Here is a 19,282-nt window from a genome sequence, read left to right as displayed (position 1 = left end):
TTTTTCCTACAGGCGAAAAGGACGCCGTAAGCGTTCTTGGTAGAAGTGCTATTAAAAGTATTGCCCTAATTCCGCCTCTCGCTGCGTCTTGCCATAGCCCGCCTGAACTCTCAACACCCGACCAATAAAACCATTGAGCTTTTTCCTGGCGTCATCAATCAATGCGCTATCCACAAAGATGCGTGGATATTGATACGATAACCAGCTATACAAGCTCAAATGCTGGCATATGAGTTCAGCCTGCTCCAGATATTGCGCCTGTTGGCCATTCAGCCATTCTGGCATTTGCGGCAATGACCTGGCTTGTTGCGTAGCGACGGCTTGTACGCATTGCAAAAAATAGTCTCGTGCAATCGGCACCTGGATCGCGAGCGGGGCGCACATCAAGCGGTATTTGTCCCGCATGGAGAGTTGCGGTGCGGTTTGGTCGATCAGCATGGCTTGCTGGTGTTGCAGGCTTGTCACTTGCCACTGCAAGGCATACTGGCCGGGTGACCTGGCATATTGCTTGTGCAGGTACTCCATGCATTCGGCCAGTCGCCAGGTAGGGATGCGTACACTCAGCGCTTCAATATCCCCGCCACCAACCGCAATCGGCAAGGCAAATGGTGGCACCGTGTCATCGGCGTCTAACATAGCCTGTAAATGCCATTGCTCGTCGTCTTCCAGGACGGTGACATATCCCGTGTCATATAAGCCATGGCGTCCGGCCCGACCGGCAATCTGGCGCATTTCGGTGGCATTGAGCGGCCGCGAGGCGATGCCGTCAAATTTATGGATATTGGCAAAAATCACGCGGCGGATCGGCAGGTTGAGCCCCATGCCGATGGCATCTGTGGCGACCAGAATGTGCGCCTCGCCGCTGGCAAAACGCGCAGACTCGACGCGGCGGACTTCAGGCGAGAGGGCGCCATAGATGGTGGCGACAGACAGCCCCCATTGGCGGATACGCGCAGCCAGTGTCAGCACATCTTTGCGGCTAAAGGCGATGATGGCATCACCGGTTTGCAGGGCTTTGCGTAGTTTGGCGGCGTGGTAGCGTGCACCGCAAATACTATGTTCTTCGATCAGCAACGGTGTCATGCGCTGTAAATGAGTGAGAGTGTAGGGCTCGTTGAGCGCATCTAGCACGCGGGTACAGCTGCTGGTGACACTGTTCGCCCCGCAGATAAATACTTGTTTTGCCGGGACCCCGACCAGCGCCGCCGTCCATGCACTGCCACGGTCCGGGTCCATCAGCATCTGGATTTCATCAATCACTGCGACGTCTACGGCGTGGTCTGGTCGCAGCATTTCGATGGTGGAGGCGGTGTGTCTGGCACCGGGCACCATGACACGTTCTTCGCCAGTCACCAGATTGCAAGGGACGCCCGCCTGCATCAGCCGGTCGCGGACCTCCATTGCCAGTAGACGTAATGGTGCGAGATAAACACCAGACTCAGCCTGGCGCAGGGTTTCGAGTGCCTGATAGGTTTTGCCGGAGTTGGTGGGCCCGACATAAAAATGATGTTGGCGATCCAGCTGGCGGGCGAGGGTAAAGCGAGATAAATACGCCTGAAATTCTTGTGAGAACATACAGTCATTCTACCAAACGGTTTAAAATGCCAAGATGCAAATTAAACTTCTCCCCGATCAACTGATTTCTCAAATTGCCGCCGGTGAGGTGGTTGAGCGCCCAGCCTCCGCCCTGAAAGAGCTGCTTGAAAACAGTGTGGATGCTGGAAGCACGCAGATTCAGGTGGCCTTGCAACAAGGCGGTATCAAGCTGCTGAAAGTCACTGACAATGGTCACGGGATTGCCAAGGATGAATTGGCCCTGGCGCTGACACGGCATGCCACCAGCAAGATTGAGAGTCTTGAAGATCTCGAACAAGTTGGCAGCCTGGGCTTCAGGGGCGAGGCATTGGCCAGTATCGCCTCTATCTCGCGTACTGTGCTCACCAGTCGTCAGCAAAGCGCCAGTCATGCCTGGCAAATCGCCGCAGAAGGCACGCAAGCGCCACAGCTGAGCCCGGCCGCGCTGGATGCTGGCACAATTGTTGAGGTGCATGATTTGTATTTTAATACCCCGGCGCGGCGCAAGTTTCTCAAAACCGAAAATACCGAGTTTGGCCATTGTGAAGATGCCTTTACCCGCGTCGCCCTGTCGCGTCCGAATATCGGGTTTTTGTTGCAACACAATGGCAAAGCCATTAGCCGCTTGGCGGCCAATACCCCGCAGCAACGCATCACAGATGTGTTAGGGAGCGAATTTGCTGCACAAAGTCTCTGGATAGAAGAGGATAGCGGTGGCTTGCGCCTGTGGGGGATGACCGCTTCGCCCACTTACCAGCGCCACAGCCGCGATAGCCAATATGTGTTTGTGAATGGCCGGTTTGTGCGCGACAAGCTGATTGCGCACGCCATTAAGCAAGCCTATCAGGATGTGTTGCACGGCGATAAACATCCGGCCTTTGTGCTGTTTCTTGAGCTGGATCCCTCCCTGGTCGATGTCAACGTGCATCCCGCCAAAACCGAAGTTCGCTTCCGCGAATCGCAAGCGGTACATCGTTTTATTTTTCATAGCCTGCACAAGGCCCTGGGCAAAACATCTGCCGAGATACAAGCCAGTCAGCCTGTGCAAGCGCCGTTTAACCCTTTCCGTCCAGGCACGGATGCCTCTGTGTTTAGCATGCCACGCGAACAAGTGGAAATGCCACTGCACAATCGCCCGGCCTTTGGCGGCAGCTACCCCCCCAATATCAGCAACGGGGGTGACATGGCGCAGCAGTTTTATGGTCAACTCTACGGCGACTTAAAACCGGCCGCGATGGATCAAGCGACCATCCTTGAAAGTAATTCTTTAGAGGTGTTTGCTACGGTGGCGGCCTTGGATCAGCCGATACAACCCACGCCAGATCTGCCGCAACAATACCCGTTGGGGTTTGCGCTGGGGCAGTTACATGGGATTTATATCCTTGCCCAAAACGCCCAAGGCATGGTGGTGGTCGATATGCACGCCGCGCATGAGCGCATCATGTACGAGCGCCTGAAAAATGCCCTGAGCGAGCAGGCCATTGCAACTCAGCCGTTGCTGATTCCCATCAGTTTTTATGCCGAAAAAGTTGAAGTTGCCACGCTGCAATCCTTGCAAGGCAGCGACACATTACAGCAACTGGGCTTTGAGTTGGCTACCTTGTCACCCACCACGATTGCCATTCGTGCCATCCCCACCATGCTGCAAGATGCCGATGCCGTCGCGTTGGCCCGTGCTGTATTACGCGACTTACACGAATATGGCGCCAGCCGCGTGCTGCTAGAACGCCAAAACGAAGTACTGGGTACCATGGCCTGCCACGCTGCCGTTCGCGCTAACCGGCAACTGACCATTACTGAAATGAACGCCTTGTTGCGTGATATGGAAGCGACTGAAAGAAGCGGGCAGTGCAATCATGGCAGACCTACTTGGTTTCAGGTGAGTTTGGCCGATTTGGACAAGATGTTTATGCGGGGGCAGTAGCCGTCTAGCCCCGATTTTAAAAGCGTGTGCGTCTTACTCGTTAAAGTCTAGGGTAAATTGCGCTGAATCCGTTTGGTTTATACGATCAGCACGCAGCAGACCGCTGACTTTAACGCCTAACAATCGTATTTTCTTATCTAAATCTATCCTTTTCAGGCATTTTCCAGCAAAAAGCCGTAACGATTTCGCATCGCTGATCGCCGTGGACAAGGTGAGGTCACGCGTAACCGTTTTAAAGTCCTCAAAACGCAGCTTGATCCCGACCTTGCAGCAGGTATAGCCTTTCTTCTGCAGATCGTTGGCGACACGTTCACATAAGCGGGTAAATGCCTCGCTCAGCGCTGGTTTGTCTCTCACCGGATGCAAGTTGCGTTCGAAAGTGGTCTCCCTGCTCATGGAGACCGGGACGCTTTCTGTCACGACCGGTCTGTCGTCCTGCCCGCGGGAAACACGGTATAACCACCGGCCATAGCGATTGCCAAAATGTTGAACAAGCCAGGCTTCGCTCATAGCTGCGATTTGGCCTATGGTCTTAATCTGCAACGATTCGAGTTTTGCACTGGCTTTGGGACCAATGCCATTGATCTTTTTTGCCGCCATCGGCCAGATGCGGCTGGGGACATCTGACATCGTGATGACCGTGATGCCATCTGGCTTTTGCATTTCAGAGCATAACTTTGCCAATAGTTTATTGGGGGCGATCCCGACAGAACAGGTCAGGCCGGTGGCTGCAAATACGGCCGATTTCAGCTGTTGTGCAATCTCGGTGGCGTCTCCTGGCAGCGCCGAAACATCGGCGTAGACTTCATCGATCCCAATATTCTCCACCTGCGGGCTGATGCTGCGAATCGCTGCTTTGAACAACTGCGAGTAATGGCGATAGAGTTCGAAGTTGACCGGTAGCAAGACCGCATCGGGCGCGAGTTTGGCTGCCTGCATGGTGGGCATGGCCGAGTTCAAGCCTAGCGCCCGCGCTTCGTAGGTGGCTGTGGTCAACACGCCGCGCCCTGCGTAATCACGCAAGCGCGAGAATTCGCGTGTACCATCTTCTCTGATCCTCGGCACATGTGAGGAGCCACCGGCCACCACCATGGGCAAGCCTTTCAACTCCGGGTAGCGTGACAATTCGCAAGATGCAAAAAAAGCATCCATATCAATATGTGCGATGCGTCTGTGCTCTTGGTCTGACATGTCCGGCACTCACTAATTGATCAGCAGATTAACAATCAGAGATTTACGCATAAAATGAAGTATCAAGGATGGCAGCCAAAGAGATAGAGGAGATTGCAAAGCCGGATTATCCCACGAGAGTACTTAAAAACAATTCTTGTCCAAGAGTGCTTTTTTAAACGCCTTCTACAATCACCATCGCTTTATCCGCTATGAAAACCGCCGTAAAAAATAGCCCGCTTGGGCGGCATATTCGTTCCGTTTCCCGGTAATGATTGTGTTGCATGCGTTTTTTCAACAGCGATGTACTGATTGATTAATACCGCGGTTGGATCATATAGTTTAAATCGCTTTAAGCAGTGCGGTAGCGGATATTGCTGTAGGCGCAAAAAAGGCCTATCTTGGATAGGCCTTTTTAATCGGTGAAAGTTACTGAATAACGCCTAGTTGTTTGAACAAGCCATAAGCATCCAGCACATCCCAGTGCTCGGCCAGTTTACCGTTCTCGATCCTGAAAATATCCACGGCGTAAATACTGTAGTGCTTGCCTGTAGCCGGGATGCCTAACCAGTCGCCTTTTTGTGTCCCTGAATACACGCCATACGCCCAAACGGTATCCCCTTCGGCGACCAGCTTTTCCAGTTGATAGTGCCAGTCTGGTACAGCTTTAAACCAGGCACTAAAGAATTGCTCGAAGCCAGTCAGGCTTTGTGGCACGAGCGGGTTGTGTTGAATATAGCCTGGCTGCATGAAGTTGGGCAGTTGGCTCAGGTCTTTTTTCACAAAGACGGCAGTGGCAAAGTCTGCCAGCAGTTGTTTGTTTTGTTGCGTTTGGTCTTGTGCCATGGTGAGGGTTCCTTTGGTTAACAGGGTGGTGAATAGCAAGGTGGTAAGCAGCGATTTGAATAGATGCATATGGCTTCCTTAAGTGAGTTGAAAATGCTTGCGTGTTGTAGGTGTTGCGCATCATAATTTCAATGGTTACTTTTAGTAAGTAGGCACCTTAAAGTAACTTATGCACTTGTTACTCACTTGAACGTCTTAGATACCGAGGGAAAGCCATGCTGGAACAGATAGAACAACCGTTGCAGATTGTCAGTAGCTGGAATGCGTATCAGGCAGCGTGCCCGACACGTTTGATGTTGAACCGGATAGCGGATAAGTGGACGGTGCTGGTATTGGGGTTGCTGGAGAGTGAAACCAAGCGGTTTAGTACCTTGCAGCGTGAGATTGGCGGAATTTCACAGAAGATGCTGACGCAAACATTGCGTGGGTTGGAGCGGGACGGGCTGATTGCGCGTACGGTGTATCCTGAGGTGCCGCCAAGAGTGGAGTACAAGATGACCCCGCTGGGGAACACGCTGGTGGGCCTGCTAGCCGCATTGCGGGACTGGTCTGAGACGCATATGGATGAGGTGTTGCAAGCGCAACGTGATTATGATCAGGCGCAGCAGGCAGCCTCTAATATCGAGGCTGCCTCTGGTGTGCGGGTGGTACGTTTTTGATCCCTTAGGCTAGCAGCAAAAAAACGGTCGGTTTTTTATGCAAATCTGGCAGGGGTGCTTTCTTCCAGTCAGCCACTGTTTTTGTCACAATCAATTCTTCTTTGCCTGACACATTGCAGGCCACACATAATTTTGTTTGTGCTTGCAGGTTAGCAATCAGGTCTTCTAATACATGCTGATTGCGGTAGGGTGTTTCAATAAACAGCTGGGTAGCTTGCTGTTTTTTTGAGTCAAACTCAATGCCTTTGATGGTTCTGATACGTTCATTTTTATCGCTGGGAAGATAGCCTAAAAACGTAAATCTCTGGCCGTTCAAGCCGCTGGCCATCAGTGCCAGCAGCAAGCTGCTGGGGCCGATGAGCGGGGAGACGCGTATGCCTTTGTGATGAGCAACGGCGGCGAGCGCGGCCCCTGGATCGGCGATACCCGGACAACCGGCTTCACTCATCAAGCCAACATCCATGCCCTGTTGCACAGGTTGCAGTAACTTTTGCAGGTCTTTATTCGGTGTATCTTTAGTCAGCACCGTGAGCGTGATTTCACGCATAGGCACTGGGTGCCCGCTGGCGCCTAGAAAGTGACGGGCCGTTTTTTCGTTCTCGACGATAAAGTGACGCAAGCTGTGCATACGTTGTATGACTTCAGGCGGTACGACTTGTTGGGGCGTGGTGTCTTCCGTGAGGGGGACGGGAATAAAGTAGAGGGTTCCAGCAGTCATGGCAATCTTAATGAGTTAAACAGCGTGATTATCCCACGGCCAGACAGCAAAAAAGCATTCTTTTGCAAGAATGCTTTTGTTGACGCCCTTGAAGCATGTTGAGCGGGAGTGTGGCAGGCTAATATTTCACCTGCACACGATATTTCAGCGTGGTATCGCCATCGGCAGGCACATTGATTTTCCAGCTGGCCTGGTGGGCACTGGTTTTCTGGTGTGGCTGTGATTCGCTTAGTATTTTCCAGCTACCTGCAATCGGCTCTTGCACGGTGACGGTGACCGCTTCTTTTTTCGCGTTGTGCAAAGTGATGGTATAAGCGCTTTCATACACGGGTGGCTGGTTTTGCTTGCTCAGGTTTTTAAAATCGGTTTGCACACGGTCAGCCGTCACATCAAAGGCATTGCCAAGTTTGAGGCGCACCGTGTCGTTCTTTGGCGTATGGTCGATCTGGTCTTCGCCCACAAACTGTGCCGTGCCGTCGTGATCTTTTTTGTAAACGCGCATGGTGCCTTTAGGCAGAGGAATGCCCAACTGACTACTTTCTTTGTTATCAAATTCTACAAAGACCTGCACTTTGAGTTTTTTGTCGATATCAGGATACTGACCCTGGAAATAATACTCCGAGCCATTCAGCACCAGTTCTTTATGCGCCGGGATATGTTGCGCAGAAAGCAAGGCCACTTGTTTGGTTTGGTTTTCTGCAATGGTCGTGGGGCGTGGCAGGGTGTATAAATGATATTCGAGTAATGCTTGCTCGGTGGGCATGGCGGCTTCGGCGACCATGGCATCCGCGCGCATCATCATGGTTTTGGGGTGGATCACTTCACGCACACGGTTGACATCCCCTGCCACCAGTTGCACTTTTCCGTTGGGATAGCTGGTGCCGCTGGTATTGGTGAGCGTGACCCAGCCAGACAGATCTATCGCATCCTCTTTGCTGCTGAGCTCAGCGACATAGTCGGTTTTCCACTGCAAGCCGCCTGTGAGGTAACTGAGCTCCAGAGTGGACTGTTCACCGCCTTTATATTGCAACTGCGTCGTCAGGGTTGGACGGTCTTTGAGCATGCCGGGGACGTTAGGATAGGCGATACGGCCCGGGATCACGGTTTCGATACGGTTACCTATTTTGAGCACCGGGCCATCCTGGGCAGAGAGTACGGTGGCTGTTTCTTCAGTTTCGGCACCTGTGGTCGGGTTGGTACGAATCACGGTGACTTGTTGGCCGACATATTTTTCCAGCAGTTTGTGCGGGGTGAGCAAGTCAAAGTCGAAGTTCTGCTCCAGCACCTGCAAGCTGGTGTTAGGGAGCAAGCTACGCAATAAGGCAGTTTCAGGCTTGATCTGCGCACTGACATCACGGAAAGAAACGGCAGACAGGCCGTTGCTTAACTTTAACTTGCGACTGTCTTTGACCAACGCAAGGTCTTCATTATAAATCGTCACCGCCACACTGGTCTGGTCAGATTGTGGGCTGGTGAGGGTGGTTTCCGCTTGTGCAGCGGCTGCGTACGTCAATGCAGCCGTCCCCATGGAGAAAAATAGCAGGGTGCTGAGTCGCATGTGTATCCTTTCGTTATAGGTTATTTGCGTTTTAAGCATGAGACTGCCTAAACGCATTGGCCGTTCAAAAGTTAACACACGACTTTGTTTTATGCTATCGAGTTGAAGCCGATAATACGTCTACACCCGCTTGTCGCAGCATCTCGACCAAGGCAATCAAGGGCAGTCCTATCAGCGCATTCGGGTCATCGCCCCGCATATAGTCCAGCAGCGCGATGCCCATGCCTTCAGATTTGGCACTGCCTGCACAATCATAAGGTTGTTCAAGGTGCAGGTAGGTCTCGATCTGGCTGGCACTTAAGGATTTGAATTTAACGAAATAGGGCACGATGGTGGCTTGAAGGTGCTGCCGTTGGCTGTCATACAGGCACAAGGCACTATGAAAAACCACCTCTTTGCCGCTGAGCATGGTGAGTTGCGTGACAGCATTGGCATGATTACCAGGTTTACCTATCTGCATACCATCCACGGTCGCGACCTGGTCGCAGCCAATAATCAGCGCATCAGGCTGGGTTTCTGCCACTTTGCGGGCTTTGGCCTCTGCCAAGCGCAAAGCAGTCTGTTCGGGGCTTTCATTTGGCCACGGGGTTTCATCAATCTCTGGTGACAAGCAGGTAAACGGTAAATGCAGCTTTTGCAGTACTTCACGACGGTAACGTGAAGAGGAGGCAAGAATCAGTGATTGTTTCATGGATCAGGCAGCTCAAAAGCAAAAATCCCTGAATTGCTTCAGGGATTTTTGTTGATTGTAATTATTCAGGTTGAATTTCAATCAGTGTTTCATCTGGCGTGACACTGTCGCCCTTGGCCACGTGAATGGCGACCACGGTGCCCGATTTGCTGGCCTGGATCTCGTTTTCCATTTTCATGGCTTCGATCACCAACACGCCATCACCGGCATTGACTTTGTCACCCACATTCACTTTTACCGTCACTATCGTGCCTGGCATTGCAGTGGTGACGCAGCCTGGATGGTGAGGGCGTGGACGCCCACTCGCGGCGACTGCAGCGGCTTTTTTCTTGCTGCCGTTACTGCCGCCACCGCTGACTTCCATTTCGCTCAAGGTCTCAACAAACACTTCTTCAGAAATGCCGTCTACCTTGACATAGTAAGGTCTGCGCTCTTCACCCGCGTGACCGCTGCCGGTCAGTTTGATGTGGTAGGTTTCACCGTGCAGGGTAATGTTGAACTCATTCGGCGCATAACGGGCGGCCGCTGTTTGCTGGGTGACCGCGTCTTTGCTCAACAATGGCTCGGGATTTAATGAGCCTGCATTGCGTTCTTGCAAGAAGGTTTTACCAATGTCCGGGAACATGGCATAGGTCAATACATCTTGCTCGTTATTGGCAAAGCGCTCGGCCTCGGACTGCAGCTTGACCATTTCTGGTTGCAGCAAGTCTGCTGGACGGCAGGTAATGACTTCAGCATCGCCGACCGCTTGTTTACGCACCTCAGCATTCACTGCCGCAGGGGCTTTGCCATATTGGCCTAACAAGTAATTTTTGACTTCGTTGGTAATGGACTTGTAGCGGCCACCGGTCAATACGTTCAGTACAGCTTGTGTCCCGACGATTTGCGAGGTGGGCGTCACCAACGGAGGATAACCAAGATCTTGACGCACACGTGGAATCTCGGCCAGCACCTCGTCCATACGGTTAAGCGCACCTTGTTCCTTCAGCTGGTTGGACAGGTTGGAAATCATGCCTCCTGGTACCTGGTTGACCAAGACGCGTGTATCCACGCCGGTAAACTCGCTTTCAAATTGCCAGTATTTCTTGCGCACTTCTTTAAAGTAGGCGGTGATTTCCTGCAATTTGCCTAAATCGAGGCCTGTGTCGTATTCCGTGCCTTTCAATGCGGCCACCAGGCTTTCTGTGGTCGGATGGCTGGCACCTTCGGAGAATGAAGAGTTGCAGGTATCAATAATATCCACGCCGCTTTCCACGCTCTTGAGCAAGACCATACTGGCCAGACCGGAGGTGGCGTGGCTGTGCATGTGTACGGGCACGCTGACCGCAGCCTTCAGACCCTTGACCAGTTCGGCGGCCATGGTCGGTGTCAGCAGGCCAGCCATGTCCTTGACGCCAATGCTGTCACAGCCCAGCGCCTCAAGCTCTTTGGCCATGCTCACAAAGTAGGCCACATCATGCACCGGGCTGGTCGTAAAGGACAGGGTGCCGATGGCATGTTTCTTGACCGATTTAACGGCTTCAATCGCGGTTTTCAGGTTGCGGATGTCGTTCATTGCATCAAAAATACGGAACACATCGACACCGGCATCGGCTGCCTGTTTGACAAAGGCATGCACGACGTCATCAGAGTAATGACGGTAGCCCAGCAAGTTCTGGCCACGCAACAACATATTGATAGGCGTATTGGGCAAGGCTTTACGCAAGCTGCGCAGGCGTTCCCATGGATCTTCCTTCAAAAAGCGGACGCAAGCGTCAAAGGTTGCACCGCCCCAGGCTTCGAGAGACCAGAACCCAATCTCATCCAGCTTGCTGCAGATCGGCAGCATGTCTTCGGTGCGCATGCGCGTTGCAATCAGGGATTGGTGACCATCTCTTAAAACGAGTTCGGTGACATGTATTTTGCTCATAGTCTTGTCGATCTAAATAAATATCTTGCAATGCGGGTTAATCAAATACCTTCGTGGGCGGCAATCGCAGCCGCAATGGCGGCTGCCATCAACTCTTTGGGTAATCCTACGTCGTACTCAGTCAGCTCGGGGTGTTGCTCCACAAAACTGGTGTTGAAATCAGCGGCGCGGAAGTCCGGATGCTGCATGATCTGCTGGTAGTATGGAATGGTCGTTTTGACGCCATAGACAATCATGTCATTCAAGGCACGGCGACCGCGCTCAATCACGCTTTCCCAATCCAGAGCCCAAACCGTCAGTTTGGCACACATGGAGTCGTAATAAGGCGGAATGACGTATCCGCTGTAAATCGCCGCATCCATACGTACACCCGGACCGCCGGGCGCATAGTAGCGGGTGATTTTACCAAAGCTGGGCAAAAAGTCCTTTTTCGGGTCTTCTGCGTTAATCCGGTACTCCATGGCAAAGCCACGGAAAGCAATTTCACTTTGCTTGTATTGCAGCGGTAAGCCGGCCGCAACACGAATCTGCTGTTGAACAATGTCCACGCCAGTAATGGTCTCGGTCACAGTATGCTCTACCTGTAAGCGCGTGTTCATTTCCATGAAGTAAAAGTTATTGTCTGAATCCAGCAAGAACTCAACCGTGCCTGCGTTCTCATAGCCGACGGCCTTAGCCGCTTTCACACCCAGACCACCGATATATTCACGTTGGGCTTGAGTCAGTTGTGGAGAGGGGGCGATCTCGATCAGTTTCTGGTTACGACGCTGGATGGAACAATCGCGTTCAAACAAATGAATGACATTGCCATGTGAGTCGGCCAGCACTTGCACTTCGATATGGCGCGGATGCACCACGCACTTTTCGAGAAAAACTTCTGGCTTGCCAAAGGCTTTGCTGGCTTCTGAAATGACACGGTCATAGTTACTGAGTAGCTCTTTCTCGTTGTCGCAACGACGAATTCCGCGGCCACCGCCACCATTCGTCGCCTTGAGCATCACGGGATAGCCAATTTTATTGGCCAAAGTCACCGCGGCCTCTACCGATTCCAGATTGCCTTCACTGCCTGGCACGCAAGGAATGCCTGCGTTAATCATGGCATTACGTGCCTGGATCTTGTCACCCATTTGACGGATGACGTCGGCATCAGGACCAATGAACTTGATGCCGCGACGTGCGCAGACTTCAGCAAGTTCTGGATTCTCTGACAGGAAGCCATAACCAGGATGCAAGGCGTCACAGCCTGCAGCCACAGCAATGTTGACTATATTGTGTGCGTTCAGGTAGCCTGCGACAGGGTCTGAGCCAATGTTATAGGCTTCGTCTGCCTTTTTAACATGCAACGCATGGCGGTCAGCATCGGAGTAAATAGCTACCGATTTAATGCCCATTTCAGAGCAGGCACGTACGATGCGCACCGCAATTTCACCGCGATTCGCGACTAAAATTTTCTTAAACACACATTACCCTTAAAGCAAGAAAAAAGGACTAGAGTCTTTTAGTAACTCAACCGAGTTTTTCAATCTCCAGGAGACTGAATATAAAACGGTTCAAGTTGATTTGGTTGTGGTTTGGAGTCGTCTTTGCTACAGCAACAAATGGCCGATCAGGCAAACCGGCACCATGGGTGCGCCCTTGAACAGAGCGCCGCGTGATGCGGTGTCATTATAACAACAAACCTTGCGCTTAAACAGAGGCCTGTCATTTTAGTGCTGGCCTTGTCCGTGTTTTAGTCGTCAATGATCATTGAGTTTGTTATAGTGCCGGCTTAATAGTTGATTGAATTGTTTGGTAAAGATCATGGCGCATTTTCAGGAGCTGGCAAAGCAGCAAAAAACCGTTGAGGGGGTGTTAGCGCTGAGCGCTATGCCCAGGTTACATGAGGCGTTGCAAGCGCTAGGAGTGACGGATGCGGCCGCGCTCGACGGCATGCAGGTGCATTATCGGTTGCAAGGCTTGCCATCCCGCTATTTTGGTGAGGTGTCGCTGCCTATGCTGGCGCTAAGTTTGCAGACGACTTTGCCGCTGATGTGCCAGCGCTGCTTTGAGCCCATGCCAGAGTCGCTAGAGATGACCTTTGAATTTGCGCTTTGTGATGAGCCGCCGGAAGCATTGCTAGAAGATGAAACGGTGGATTGGCTGGAATCTACGGATGAGTCGTCACTGGAAGTGTTGGTCGAGGATGAGTTGTTGATGGCGCTGCCTATCTCTGTCATGCATGAAGAGGCGTGTACACAATTACAGCAGTCTGCGGGTGAAAAGCCGAATCCATTTGCTGTGCTCAAGCAGTTGAAGCTGGACAAATAACCCCGTAAGCTGGGTGTTCATGCCGCGAATCATGGCAAATAAACCAATGAAAAGCGATATTTGCATGATTTATTTGCAGTTATCCCTGAGTTATTTTATAATGCTGGATTAGGTAGCATTTTTAATTTATTAATAACCGAGTTTGTTTTATAAACTGTCATTGAGCTTCGATACATGAGGTGTGGCGGTTTGATATTGGAGTAACTTAAATGGCCGTTCAGCAAAACAAAAAGACACCTTCCAAGCGTGGTATGCACCGTTCCCACGACTTTTTGACTAACCCACCTTTGGCAATTGAGCCAACCACAGGTGAAGTGCATTTGCGTCATCACGTGAGCCCTAACGGTTTTTACCGTGGCCGCAAAGTGATGCCTGCAAAAGGCGAATAATCGCCACATTAAAGCGAACCGCTTTAAAACGCGCCGCGCAGTAAAATGCGCGGCGTTTGCGTATCTGACGTAAGCCGCTGTGATGGCTGCGCTTAAACGCGCAAAGTTAACAAACTTGGAAAATCACATGACAACTGGTCAACACGTGCATTCACATGAAGTAGTGATTGCCATTGATGCCATGGGAGGAGATCACGGTCCGCATGTGACTGTGCCCGCGGCAGTTCGAATTCTGAACGAAAATCCTGAATTAAACATTATCCTGGTCGGCCTGCAAGAGGCAATTGAATCCGAGCTTAAGGTCTTGAATGTCCAGCCGGGACCGCGATTGCGTATCCGCCATGCCAGTGAAGTGGTGTTGATGGATGAGTCGCCACAAAGTGCGATGAAGAACAAAAAAGATTCTTCTATGCGGGTGGCTATTAATATGGTGAAAACGGGAGAAGCGCAGGCTTGCGTGAGTGCCGGTAACACCGGTGCGTTGATGGCGACCGCACGTTTTGTCCTCAAAACCTTGCCCGGGATTGACCGGCCAGCCATTGCCTCGACTTTACCCTCTGAAAAAGGCAGTACATTTATGCTGGATCTGGGGGCGAATGCCGACTGTACGCCTGAGCATTTGTACCAGTTTGCCATTATGGGCGCGATGGTGGTGAGCTGCCTGACCAATAAGCCGAATCCAACCGTGGGTTTGCTCAATATCGGTTCTGAAGATATCAAGGGCAATGAGGTAGTCAAGCAGGCGGCGGAGTTGTTACGCGGCAGTCATTTGAATTTTTACGGCAATGTAGAAGGCGACGATATCTTCAAGGGCACGACAGACGTGGTCGTTTGTGACGGTTTCGTTGGCAACGTATCGTTAAAAACTACCGAAGGCCTTGCGCATATGATGGGTAAATTCCTCACCCAGGAATTTAAACGTAACTGGTTGACCAAATTGATGGCGCTGGGCGCTTTCCCGGTGCTAAAGGCCTTTAAAAAGCGGGTAGATCCAAGACTTTATAATGGGGCAAGCTTTTTGGGCTTGCGTGGCATTGTGGTCAAGAGTCATGGTGGCGCAGACAGCGTCGGTTTTTACCATGCGATTCATGTCGCGATGGAAGAGGCGCAGAGTGGTGTCCTCAAGCGTATTCAGTCGCAGTTGGAGATTGAGCATCTGACGACCTCCGAGCAACCCTGAACCCCTTTTTGTTAGGTGTTTCAAACCAATTAAGGCATAATCGCACGAATGATTTACGCTCGCATTGCAGGTACTGGAAGCTACCTGCCACCCCATATTTTGACCAATGCCGATCTGGAAAAAATGGTGGATACCACCGATGAGTGGATTTACGCCCGAACTGGCATCAAACAACGCCACCGCGTCACGGATGAGCGTACCAGCGATCTGGCGACCCACGCGGCGCGTCAGGCGATTGACGCGGCCGGCATCGCGGCTGAACAGATTGACCTGATTATTGTGGCAACAACCACGCCTGACAAGATTTTTCCAAGTGTGGCGACCATGGTGCAACGAAAATTGGGCATCAGCGGCTGTCCCGCTTTTGATGTACAGGCGGTATGCAGTGGCTTTGTCTATGCGCTGACCACCGCCAACCAGTTCATCAAGTCTGGCCAGTCCCGCAATGTCCTGGTGATTGGGGCGGATACATTCACCCGTATTACTGATTACAGCGACCGCAGCAACTGCATTTTATGGGGCGACGGTGCCGGTGCGGTGATCCTGCAAGCCAGTCAGCAACCCGGTATTCTTTCTACCCACATCCACGCCGATGGTAACTACGAAACCTATTTACATGTGCCGCGCAATCCTGATGGGCCTGACACGGTGGTGATGGAAGGAAATCCGGTGTTCAAAATGGCGGTCAATACACTGGATCAGATCGTCGATGAGACGCTGGAAGCTAACCAGATGCAAAAGTCAGATATTGACTGGCTGGTGCCGCATCAGGCTAATATCCGTATTTTGCAGGCAACGGCCAAAAAACTGGAAATGCCGATGGATAAAGTCGTCGTGACGGTGGATCGCCATGGCAATACCTCTGCAGCCTCAATTCCACTCGCACTGGATGTAGCTGTACGTGACGGGCGCATCCAGCGTGGACATACCTTGCTCATGGAGGCCTTTGGTGGTGGATTTACCTGGGGCTCAGTCCTGGTAAAGTACTAACCAGTGCTAACAGTACCAAAGTTCAACAATGAAGCATGCCGTGCTTGCATGACCGTTTTAATTGAATAAATAACTGAATCAATATGTCTAAATTTGCTTTTTTCTTTCCTGGTCAAGGTTCACAGTCTGTGGGCATGATGCAAGGACTTGCAGCCCATGCCATCGTTAAACAAACCTTTGACGAAGCCTCTGCTGTGTTGGGGGTAGATTTCTGGAAAATGGCCACCGAGCCAAATGAAGAAATTAATCTGACGGAACACACGCAACCCATCATGCTGACCGCCGGTATTGCTACCTGGCGTGTTTATCAGGCGCTGGGTGGCCAGTTGCCAACCGCGATGGCGGGTCATAGTCTTGGTGAGTACACTGCACTGGTTGCAGCCAATGCCATTTCATTTGCGGATGCCTTGCCACTGGTAAAGTTTCGCGCCCAGGTAATGCAGCAAGCCGTGCCGGAAGGCCAGGGGGCGATGGCAGCGATTTTGGGGCTGGATGATGATACCGTGCGTGCTGTTTGTACCGAGGCGGCACAAGGTCAAGTCTTGCAGCCCGTTAACTTCAACTCACCAGGCCAGGTTGTCATTGCCGGTGACAAAGCGGCGGTTGAACGTGGCATGGAGTTAGCCAAGGCGAAAGGGGCCAAGCGTGCGCTCGCATTGCCTGTCAGCGTGCCTTCGCACTGCGACCTCATGCAGACAGCGGCTGAAAAGCTGCGCGAATATCTCAATGGCGTGAATGTACAGGCGCCGATCGTGCCTGTCTTGCATAACGCCGATGTCGCAGCCTACTCGGATGCCGCGCAGATTAAAGACGCGCTGGTTCGCCAGCTCTATAGCCCGGTCCGCTGGGTGGAGACCGTGCAACAGCTGGCTGCACAAGAGGTGCTGAGCACCGCTGAATGTGGCCCCGGCAAGGTGCTGGCTGGTTTAGCCAAGCGCATTGTGGCCGAGGTGAGCTGTGTTGCGCTCGTCAATGACGAAGCCATGCAAACATTGATTACGCAATAAGGGAGAGACCATGTCTGACCAACAAATCGCATTAGTGACGGGCGCCAGCCGCGGCATAGGTGCAGCGATTGCACAAGCCCTGGGCAAGCAGGGAGCCACCGTGATTGGTACGGCGACCTCTGCCAGTGGCGCAGAAGCAATCACCGCCCATTTGAAAGCAGCTGGGGTCAACGGCGTCGGGATGGCGCTGGATGTGACACAGCCTGAACAAATTGAGGCGGTATTAAAGCAGATTGCCGAGCAGTATGGGGATGTCAGCATCCTGGTGAATAATGCCGGCATCACCAAAGATACCTTGCTCATGCGCATGAAAGACGAAGACTGGGATGCGGTCTTGACGACCAACCTGAAGTCCGTATTCCGCATGAGTCAGGCGGTATTGCGTCCGATGATGAAAGCGCGTCAGGGACGTATTATCAACATTTCCAGCGTGGTGGGTCATATGGGCAATGCCGGACAGACCAACTACGCAGCGGCCAAGGCTGGGATGACTGGCTTTACCAAGTCTATGGCGCAAGAAGTCGGCAGTCGCGGTATTACTGTGAACTGTGTGGCGCCTGGCTTTATCGCCACGGATATGACCGCTGAACTACCTGACGATATCAAGACCAAAATGCTGGAGCGTATTGCGCTTGGGCGTTTGGGGGCTGTGGATGAAATCGCGGCGACAGTGGCTTTCCTGGCTTCGCCAGCGGCCGCTTATATCACGGGCGAAACCATCCATGTCAATGGCGGCATGTACTGCGCTTAATATTTAGTTTCTTTGGTATTCTGGGCAAGTTTTGCTAGAATACTGGTTTACTGTACACGACACTTATCAACAAAGGGGTATTTTAGATGTCCGACATCGAACAACGCGTAAAGAAAATCGTTTGTGAACAATTAGGTGCAAACGAAGCTGACGTAAAAAACACATCATCTTTCGTAGATGATCTGGGTGCAGATTCTCTGGACACCGTAGAATTAGTAATGGCTTTGGAAGAAGAGTTCGATTGCGAAATCCCTGACGAAGAAGCTGAAAAAATCACTACAGTGCAGCAAGCGATTGACTACGTCAACGCAAACCTCAAGTAATTCATTGACTTCATTCTTCAATCAGCCCTCGCAAGAGGGCTGATTTTCTATTATGACGAAACGCAGAGTAGTAGTAACTGGCTTGGGCGTGGTGTCTCCAGTAGGGATTGGTACCCAAACCGCTTGGAACAATCTGGTCGCTGGTCAATCAGGCATTACCCGTATCACTAAATTTGATCCTACCCCATTTGCCTCGCAAATCGCAGGTGAGGTTAAGGGATTCAACGCTGAAGACTTTATTCCAGCCAAGGATGCACGCCGCATGGATACTTTTATCCAGTACGGTCTGGCTGCTGGCTTGGAGGCTTTCCGTGATTCTGGCCTGGAAGTGACCGACGCTAATGCAGAACGCATTGGCGTGACCATTGGTTCCGGGATTGGTGGTTTGGGCTTGATTGAGTCCACCAACGACAGTTATGACGAAGGTGGCCCACGCAAGATCTCGCCATTCTTTATTCCTGGCACCATCATCAACATGATCTCCGGCAATTTGTCCATCATGTTGGGTCTCAAGGGGCCGAATATTGCGGTGGTGACTGCCTGTACCACAGGCACCCATAGCATTGGTGAAGCCGCACGTATGATTGAGTATGGTGACGCCGATGTCATGGTGGCAGGTGGGGCAGAAGCCGCCATTACCGAGCTCAGTGTCGGTGGCTTTGCCTCTGCGCGAGCCTTGTCTACACGCAATGACGATCCTGCGACGGCCAGCCGTCCCTGGGATAAAGACCGTGATGGGTTTGTCATCGGTGAAGGTGCAGGGGTGATGGTACTCGAAGAGTATGAGCATGCTAAAGCACGCGGTGCCAAAATTTATGCAGAGGTGGCAGGTTACGGCTTGAGTGCCGATGCCTATCACATGACCGCACCGAATATGGACGGTCCACGCCGCTCCATGGTGAACGCGCTCAAAAACGCAGGGGTGAACCCGGACCAAGTCCAGTTCATGAATGCGCACGGGACCTCGACGCCCCTGGGCGATACCAACGAAACCAATGCCATCAAGGCAACGTTTGGCGATCATGCCTACAAGCTGGTAGTCAATTCGACCAAATCGATGACTGGTCACTTGCTCGGTGGCGCAGGCGGTCTGGAGTCGGTCTTTACGGTGTTATCGATTTACCATCAGGTTTCACCACCGACCATCAATCTGTTGAATCCTGATCCGGATTGCGATCTGGATTACTGTGCTAACACGGCACGTGACTTGCAGATTGAATATGCCCTCAAAAACAATTTTGGTTTTGGTGGGACTAACGGCAGCTTGTTGTTCAAGCGCGTTTAA

Annotated in this window: 18 protein-coding genes; 10 read left to right on the top strand and 8 right to left on the bottom strand. The window is 52.0% G+C overall.

The features are described 5' to 3' along the window. Positions 1 to 51: 51 nt before the first annotated feature. Complete coding sequence (locus tag Q9292_RS10435; RefSeq protein ID WP_313987701.1) at positions 52 to 1,575, bottom strand: helicase-related protein; 1,524 nt, start codon at positions 1,573 to 1,575, stop codon at positions 52 to 54. A 34-nt stretch (positions 1,576 to 1,609) separates the two neighbouring features. On the opposite strand from Q9292_RS10435, the gene mutL reads away from it, so the two are divergent. Continuing rightward, positions 1,610 to 3,499, top strand: a complete 1,890-nt coding sequence (gene mutL / locus Q9292_RS10430) for a DNA mismatch repair endonuclease MutL (protein WP_313987698.1) — start codon at positions 1,610 to 1,612, stop codon at positions 3,497 to 3,499. 33 nt (positions 3,500 to 3,532) lie between these two features. Here the strand turns inward: mutL and dinB are convergent, their stop codons facing one another. Together dinB and Q9292_RS10420 are read right to left on the bottom strand one after the other, a co-directional pair. Beyond that, entirely contained in the window at positions 3,533 to 4,690 is a 1,158-nt protein-coding gene (gene dinB, locus Q9292_RS10425; protein WP_313987695.1) for a DNA polymerase IV, read from the bottom strand. A 408-nt stretch (positions 4,691 to 5,098) separates the two neighbouring features. After that, complete coding sequence (locus tag Q9292_RS10420; RefSeq protein WP_275355368.1) at positions 5,099 to 5,584, bottom strand: ester cyclase; 486 nt, start codon at positions 5,582 to 5,584, stop codon at positions 5,099 to 5,101. Positions 5,585 to 5,730: 146 nt separating this feature from the next. Here Q9292_RS10420 and Q9292_RS10415 point away from each other — a divergent pair, with 146 nt between their 5' ends. Then, positions 5,731 to 6,174 (top strand): helix-turn-helix domain-containing protein, encoded by a 444-nt coding sequence (locus Q9292_RS10415; protein WP_313987691.1) that lies wholly within the window; start codon positions 5,731 to 5,733, stop codon positions 6,172 to 6,174. Positions 6,175 to 6,178: 4 nt separating this feature from the next. Here the strand turns inward: Q9292_RS10415 and Q9292_RS10410 are convergent, their stop codons facing one another. The 5 genes from Q9292_RS10410 to Q9292_RS10390 form a co-directional block, all read right to left on the bottom strand. Beyond that, positions 6,179 to 6,892: an SAM-dependent methyltransferase gene (locus Q9292_RS10410; protein WP_194747690.1), complete on the bottom strand. Its 714-nt coding sequence runs from the start codon at positions 6,890 to 6,892 to the stop codon at positions 6,179 to 6,181. A 118-nt stretch (positions 6,893 to 7,010) separates the two neighbouring features. Then, the gene (locus Q9292_RS10405) at positions 7,011 to 8,450 is read right to left on the bottom strand and encodes a DUF4139 domain-containing protein (RefSeq protein WP_313987688.1); all 1,440 of its coding nucleotides are present in this window, start codon (positions 8,448 to 8,450) and stop codon (positions 7,011 to 7,013) included. 94 nt (positions 8,451 to 8,544) lie between these two features. After that, positions 8,545 to 9,141 carry a Maf family nucleotide pyrophosphatase gene (locus Q9292_RS10400; protein ID WP_313987685.1) on the bottom strand — a complete coding sequence of 199 codons (597 nt, stop codon included), beginning with the start codon at positions 9,139 to 9,141 and terminating at the stop codon, positions 8,545 to 8,547. Positions 9,142 to 9,202: 61 nt separating this feature from the next. Continuing rightward, positions 9,203 to 11,050, bottom strand: a complete 1,848-nt coding sequence (oadA, locus tag Q9292_RS10395) for a sodium-extruding oxaloacetate decarboxylase subunit alpha (protein WP_194747687.1) — start codon at positions 11,048 to 11,050, stop codon at positions 9,203 to 9,205. A 41-nt stretch (positions 11,051 to 11,091) separates the two neighbouring features. Then, positions 11,092 to 12,510, bottom strand: coding sequence for an acetyl-CoA carboxylase biotin carboxylase subunit (locus Q9292_RS10390; RefSeq protein WP_275355359.1), 1,419 nt, complete (start codon positions 12,508 to 12,510; stop codon positions 11,092 to 11,094). Positions 12,511 to 12,850: 340 nt separating this feature from the next. On the opposite strand from Q9292_RS10390, the gene Q9292_RS10385 reads away from it, so the two are divergent. From Q9292_RS10385 to fabF, 8 genes are all read left to right on the top strand, one after another. Continuing rightward, entirely contained in the window at positions 12,851 to 13,357 is a 507-nt protein-coding gene (locus Q9292_RS10385) for a YceD family protein (protein WP_313987680.1), read from the top strand. Positions 13,358 to 13,566: 209 nt separating this feature from the next. Then, positions 13,567 to 13,746, top strand: coding sequence for a 50S ribosomal protein L32 (rpmF, locus tag Q9292_RS10380; protein WP_018985326.1), 180 nt, complete (start codon positions 13,567 to 13,569; stop codon positions 13,744 to 13,746). A 127-nt stretch (positions 13,747 to 13,873) separates the two neighbouring features. Then, entirely contained in the window at positions 13,874 to 14,926 is a 1,053-nt protein-coding gene (gene plsX, locus Q9292_RS10375) for a phosphate acyltransferase PlsX (RefSeq protein WP_194747684.1), read from the top strand. A gap of 48 nt (positions 14,927 to 14,974) precedes the next feature. Continuing rightward, entirely contained in the window at positions 14,975 to 15,916 is a 942-nt protein-coding gene (locus tag Q9292_RS10370) for a beta-ketoacyl-ACP synthase III (protein ID WP_313987674.1), read from the top strand. A gap of 83 nt (positions 15,917 to 15,999) precedes the next feature. Beyond that, complete coding sequence (gene fabD, locus Q9292_RS10365; RefSeq protein WP_313987671.1) at positions 16,000 to 16,923, top strand: ACP S-malonyltransferase; 924 nt, start codon at positions 16,000 to 16,002, stop codon at positions 16,921 to 16,923. Between the two features lie 10 nt (positions 16,924 to 16,933). After that, on the top strand, positions 16,934 to 17,674 hold the full coding sequence (fabG, locus tag Q9292_RS10360; protein ID WP_275355353.1) for a 3-oxoacyl-ACP reductase FabG: 741 nt from the start codon (positions 16,934 to 16,936) through the stop codon (positions 17,672 to 17,674). Positions 17,675 to 17,760: 86 nt separating this feature from the next. Beyond that, positions 17,761 to 17,997, top strand: a complete 237-nt coding sequence (gene acpP / locus Q9292_RS10355; RefSeq protein WP_018985321.1) for an acyl carrier protein — start codon at positions 17,761 to 17,763, stop codon at positions 17,995 to 17,997. Positions 17,998 to 18,049: 52 nt separating this feature from the next. Further along, the gene (gene fabF / locus Q9292_RS10350; protein ID WP_194747679.1) at positions 18,050 to 19,282 is read left to right on the top strand and encodes a beta-ketoacyl-ACP synthase II; all 1,233 of its coding nucleotides are present in this window, start codon (positions 18,050 to 18,052) and stop codon (positions 19,280 to 19,282) included.

The organism is Methylophilus sp. VKM B-3414, from assembly GCF_032248435.1.
GTDB classification, from domain to species: domain Bacteria; phylum Pseudomonadota; class Gammaproteobacteria; order Burkholderiales; family Methylophilaceae; genus Methylophilus; species Methylophilus glucosoxydans.
Note: the sequence above shows the minus strand (reverse complement) of the source record. Positions and strands in the feature narration are given on the sequence as shown.

Coding starts and splice junctions, on each gene's coding strand:
- acpP (WP_018985321.1), top strand. CDS start 17,761: ATGTCCGACATCGAACAACGCGTAAAGAAAATCGTTTGTGAACAATTA.
- fabG (WP_275355353.1), top strand. CDS start 16,934: ATGTCTGACCAACAAATCGCATTAGTGACGGGCGCCAGCCGCGGCATA.
- fabD (WP_313987671.1), top strand. CDS start 16,000: ATGTCTAAATTTGCTTTTTTCTTTCCTGGTCAAGGTTCACAGTCTGTG.
- rpmF (WP_018985326.1), top strand. CDS start 13,567: ATGGCCGTTCAGCAAAACAAAAAGACACCTTCCAAGCGTGGTATGCAC.
- Q9292_RS10405 (WP_313987688.1), bottom strand. CDS start 8,450: ATGCGACTCAGCACCCTGCTATTTTTCTCCATGGGGACGGCTGCATTG.
- Q9292_RS10410 (WP_194747690.1), bottom strand. CDS start 6,892: ATGACTGCTGGAACCCTCTACTTTATTCCCGTCCCCCTCACGGAAGAC.
- Q9292_RS10415 (WP_313987691.1), top strand. CDS start 5,731: ATGCTGGAACAGATAGAACAACCGTTGCAGATTGTCAGTAGCTGGAAT.
- Q9292_RS10420 (WP_275355368.1), bottom strand. CDS start 5,584: ATGCATCTATTCAAATCGCTGCTTACCACCTTGCTATTCACCACCCTG.
- plsX (WP_194747684.1), top strand. CDS start 13,874: ATGACAACTGGTCAACACGTGCATTCACATGAAGTAGTGATTGCCATT.
- mutL (WP_313987698.1), top strand. CDS start 1,610: ATGCAAATTAAACTTCTCCCCGATCAACTGATTTCTCAAATTGCCGCC.
- Q9292_RS10435 (WP_313987701.1), bottom strand. CDS start 1,575: ATGTTCTCACAAGAATTTCAGGCGTATTTATCTCGCTTTACCCTCGCC.
- Q9292_RS10370 (WP_313987674.1), top strand. CDS start 14,975: ATGATTTACGCTCGCATTGCAGGTACTGGAAGCTACCTGCCACCCCAT.
- Q9292_RS10400 (WP_313987685.1), bottom strand. CDS start 9,141: ATGAAACAATCACTGATTCTTGCCTCCTCTTCACGTTACCGTCGTGAA.
- Q9292_RS10385 (WP_313987680.1), top strand. CDS start 12,851: ATGGCGCATTTTCAGGAGCTGGCAAAGCAGCAAAAAACCGTTGAGGGG.
- dinB (WP_313987695.1), bottom strand. CDS start 4,690: ATGTCAGACCAAGAGCACAGACGCATCGCACATATTGATATGGATGCT.
- oadA (WP_194747687.1), bottom strand. CDS start 11,050: ATGAGCAAAATACATGTCACCGAACTCGTTTTAAGAGATGGTCACCAA.
- fabF (WP_194747679.1), top strand. CDS start 18,050: ATGACGAAACGCAGAGTAGTAGTAACTGGCTTGGGCGTGGTGTCTCCA.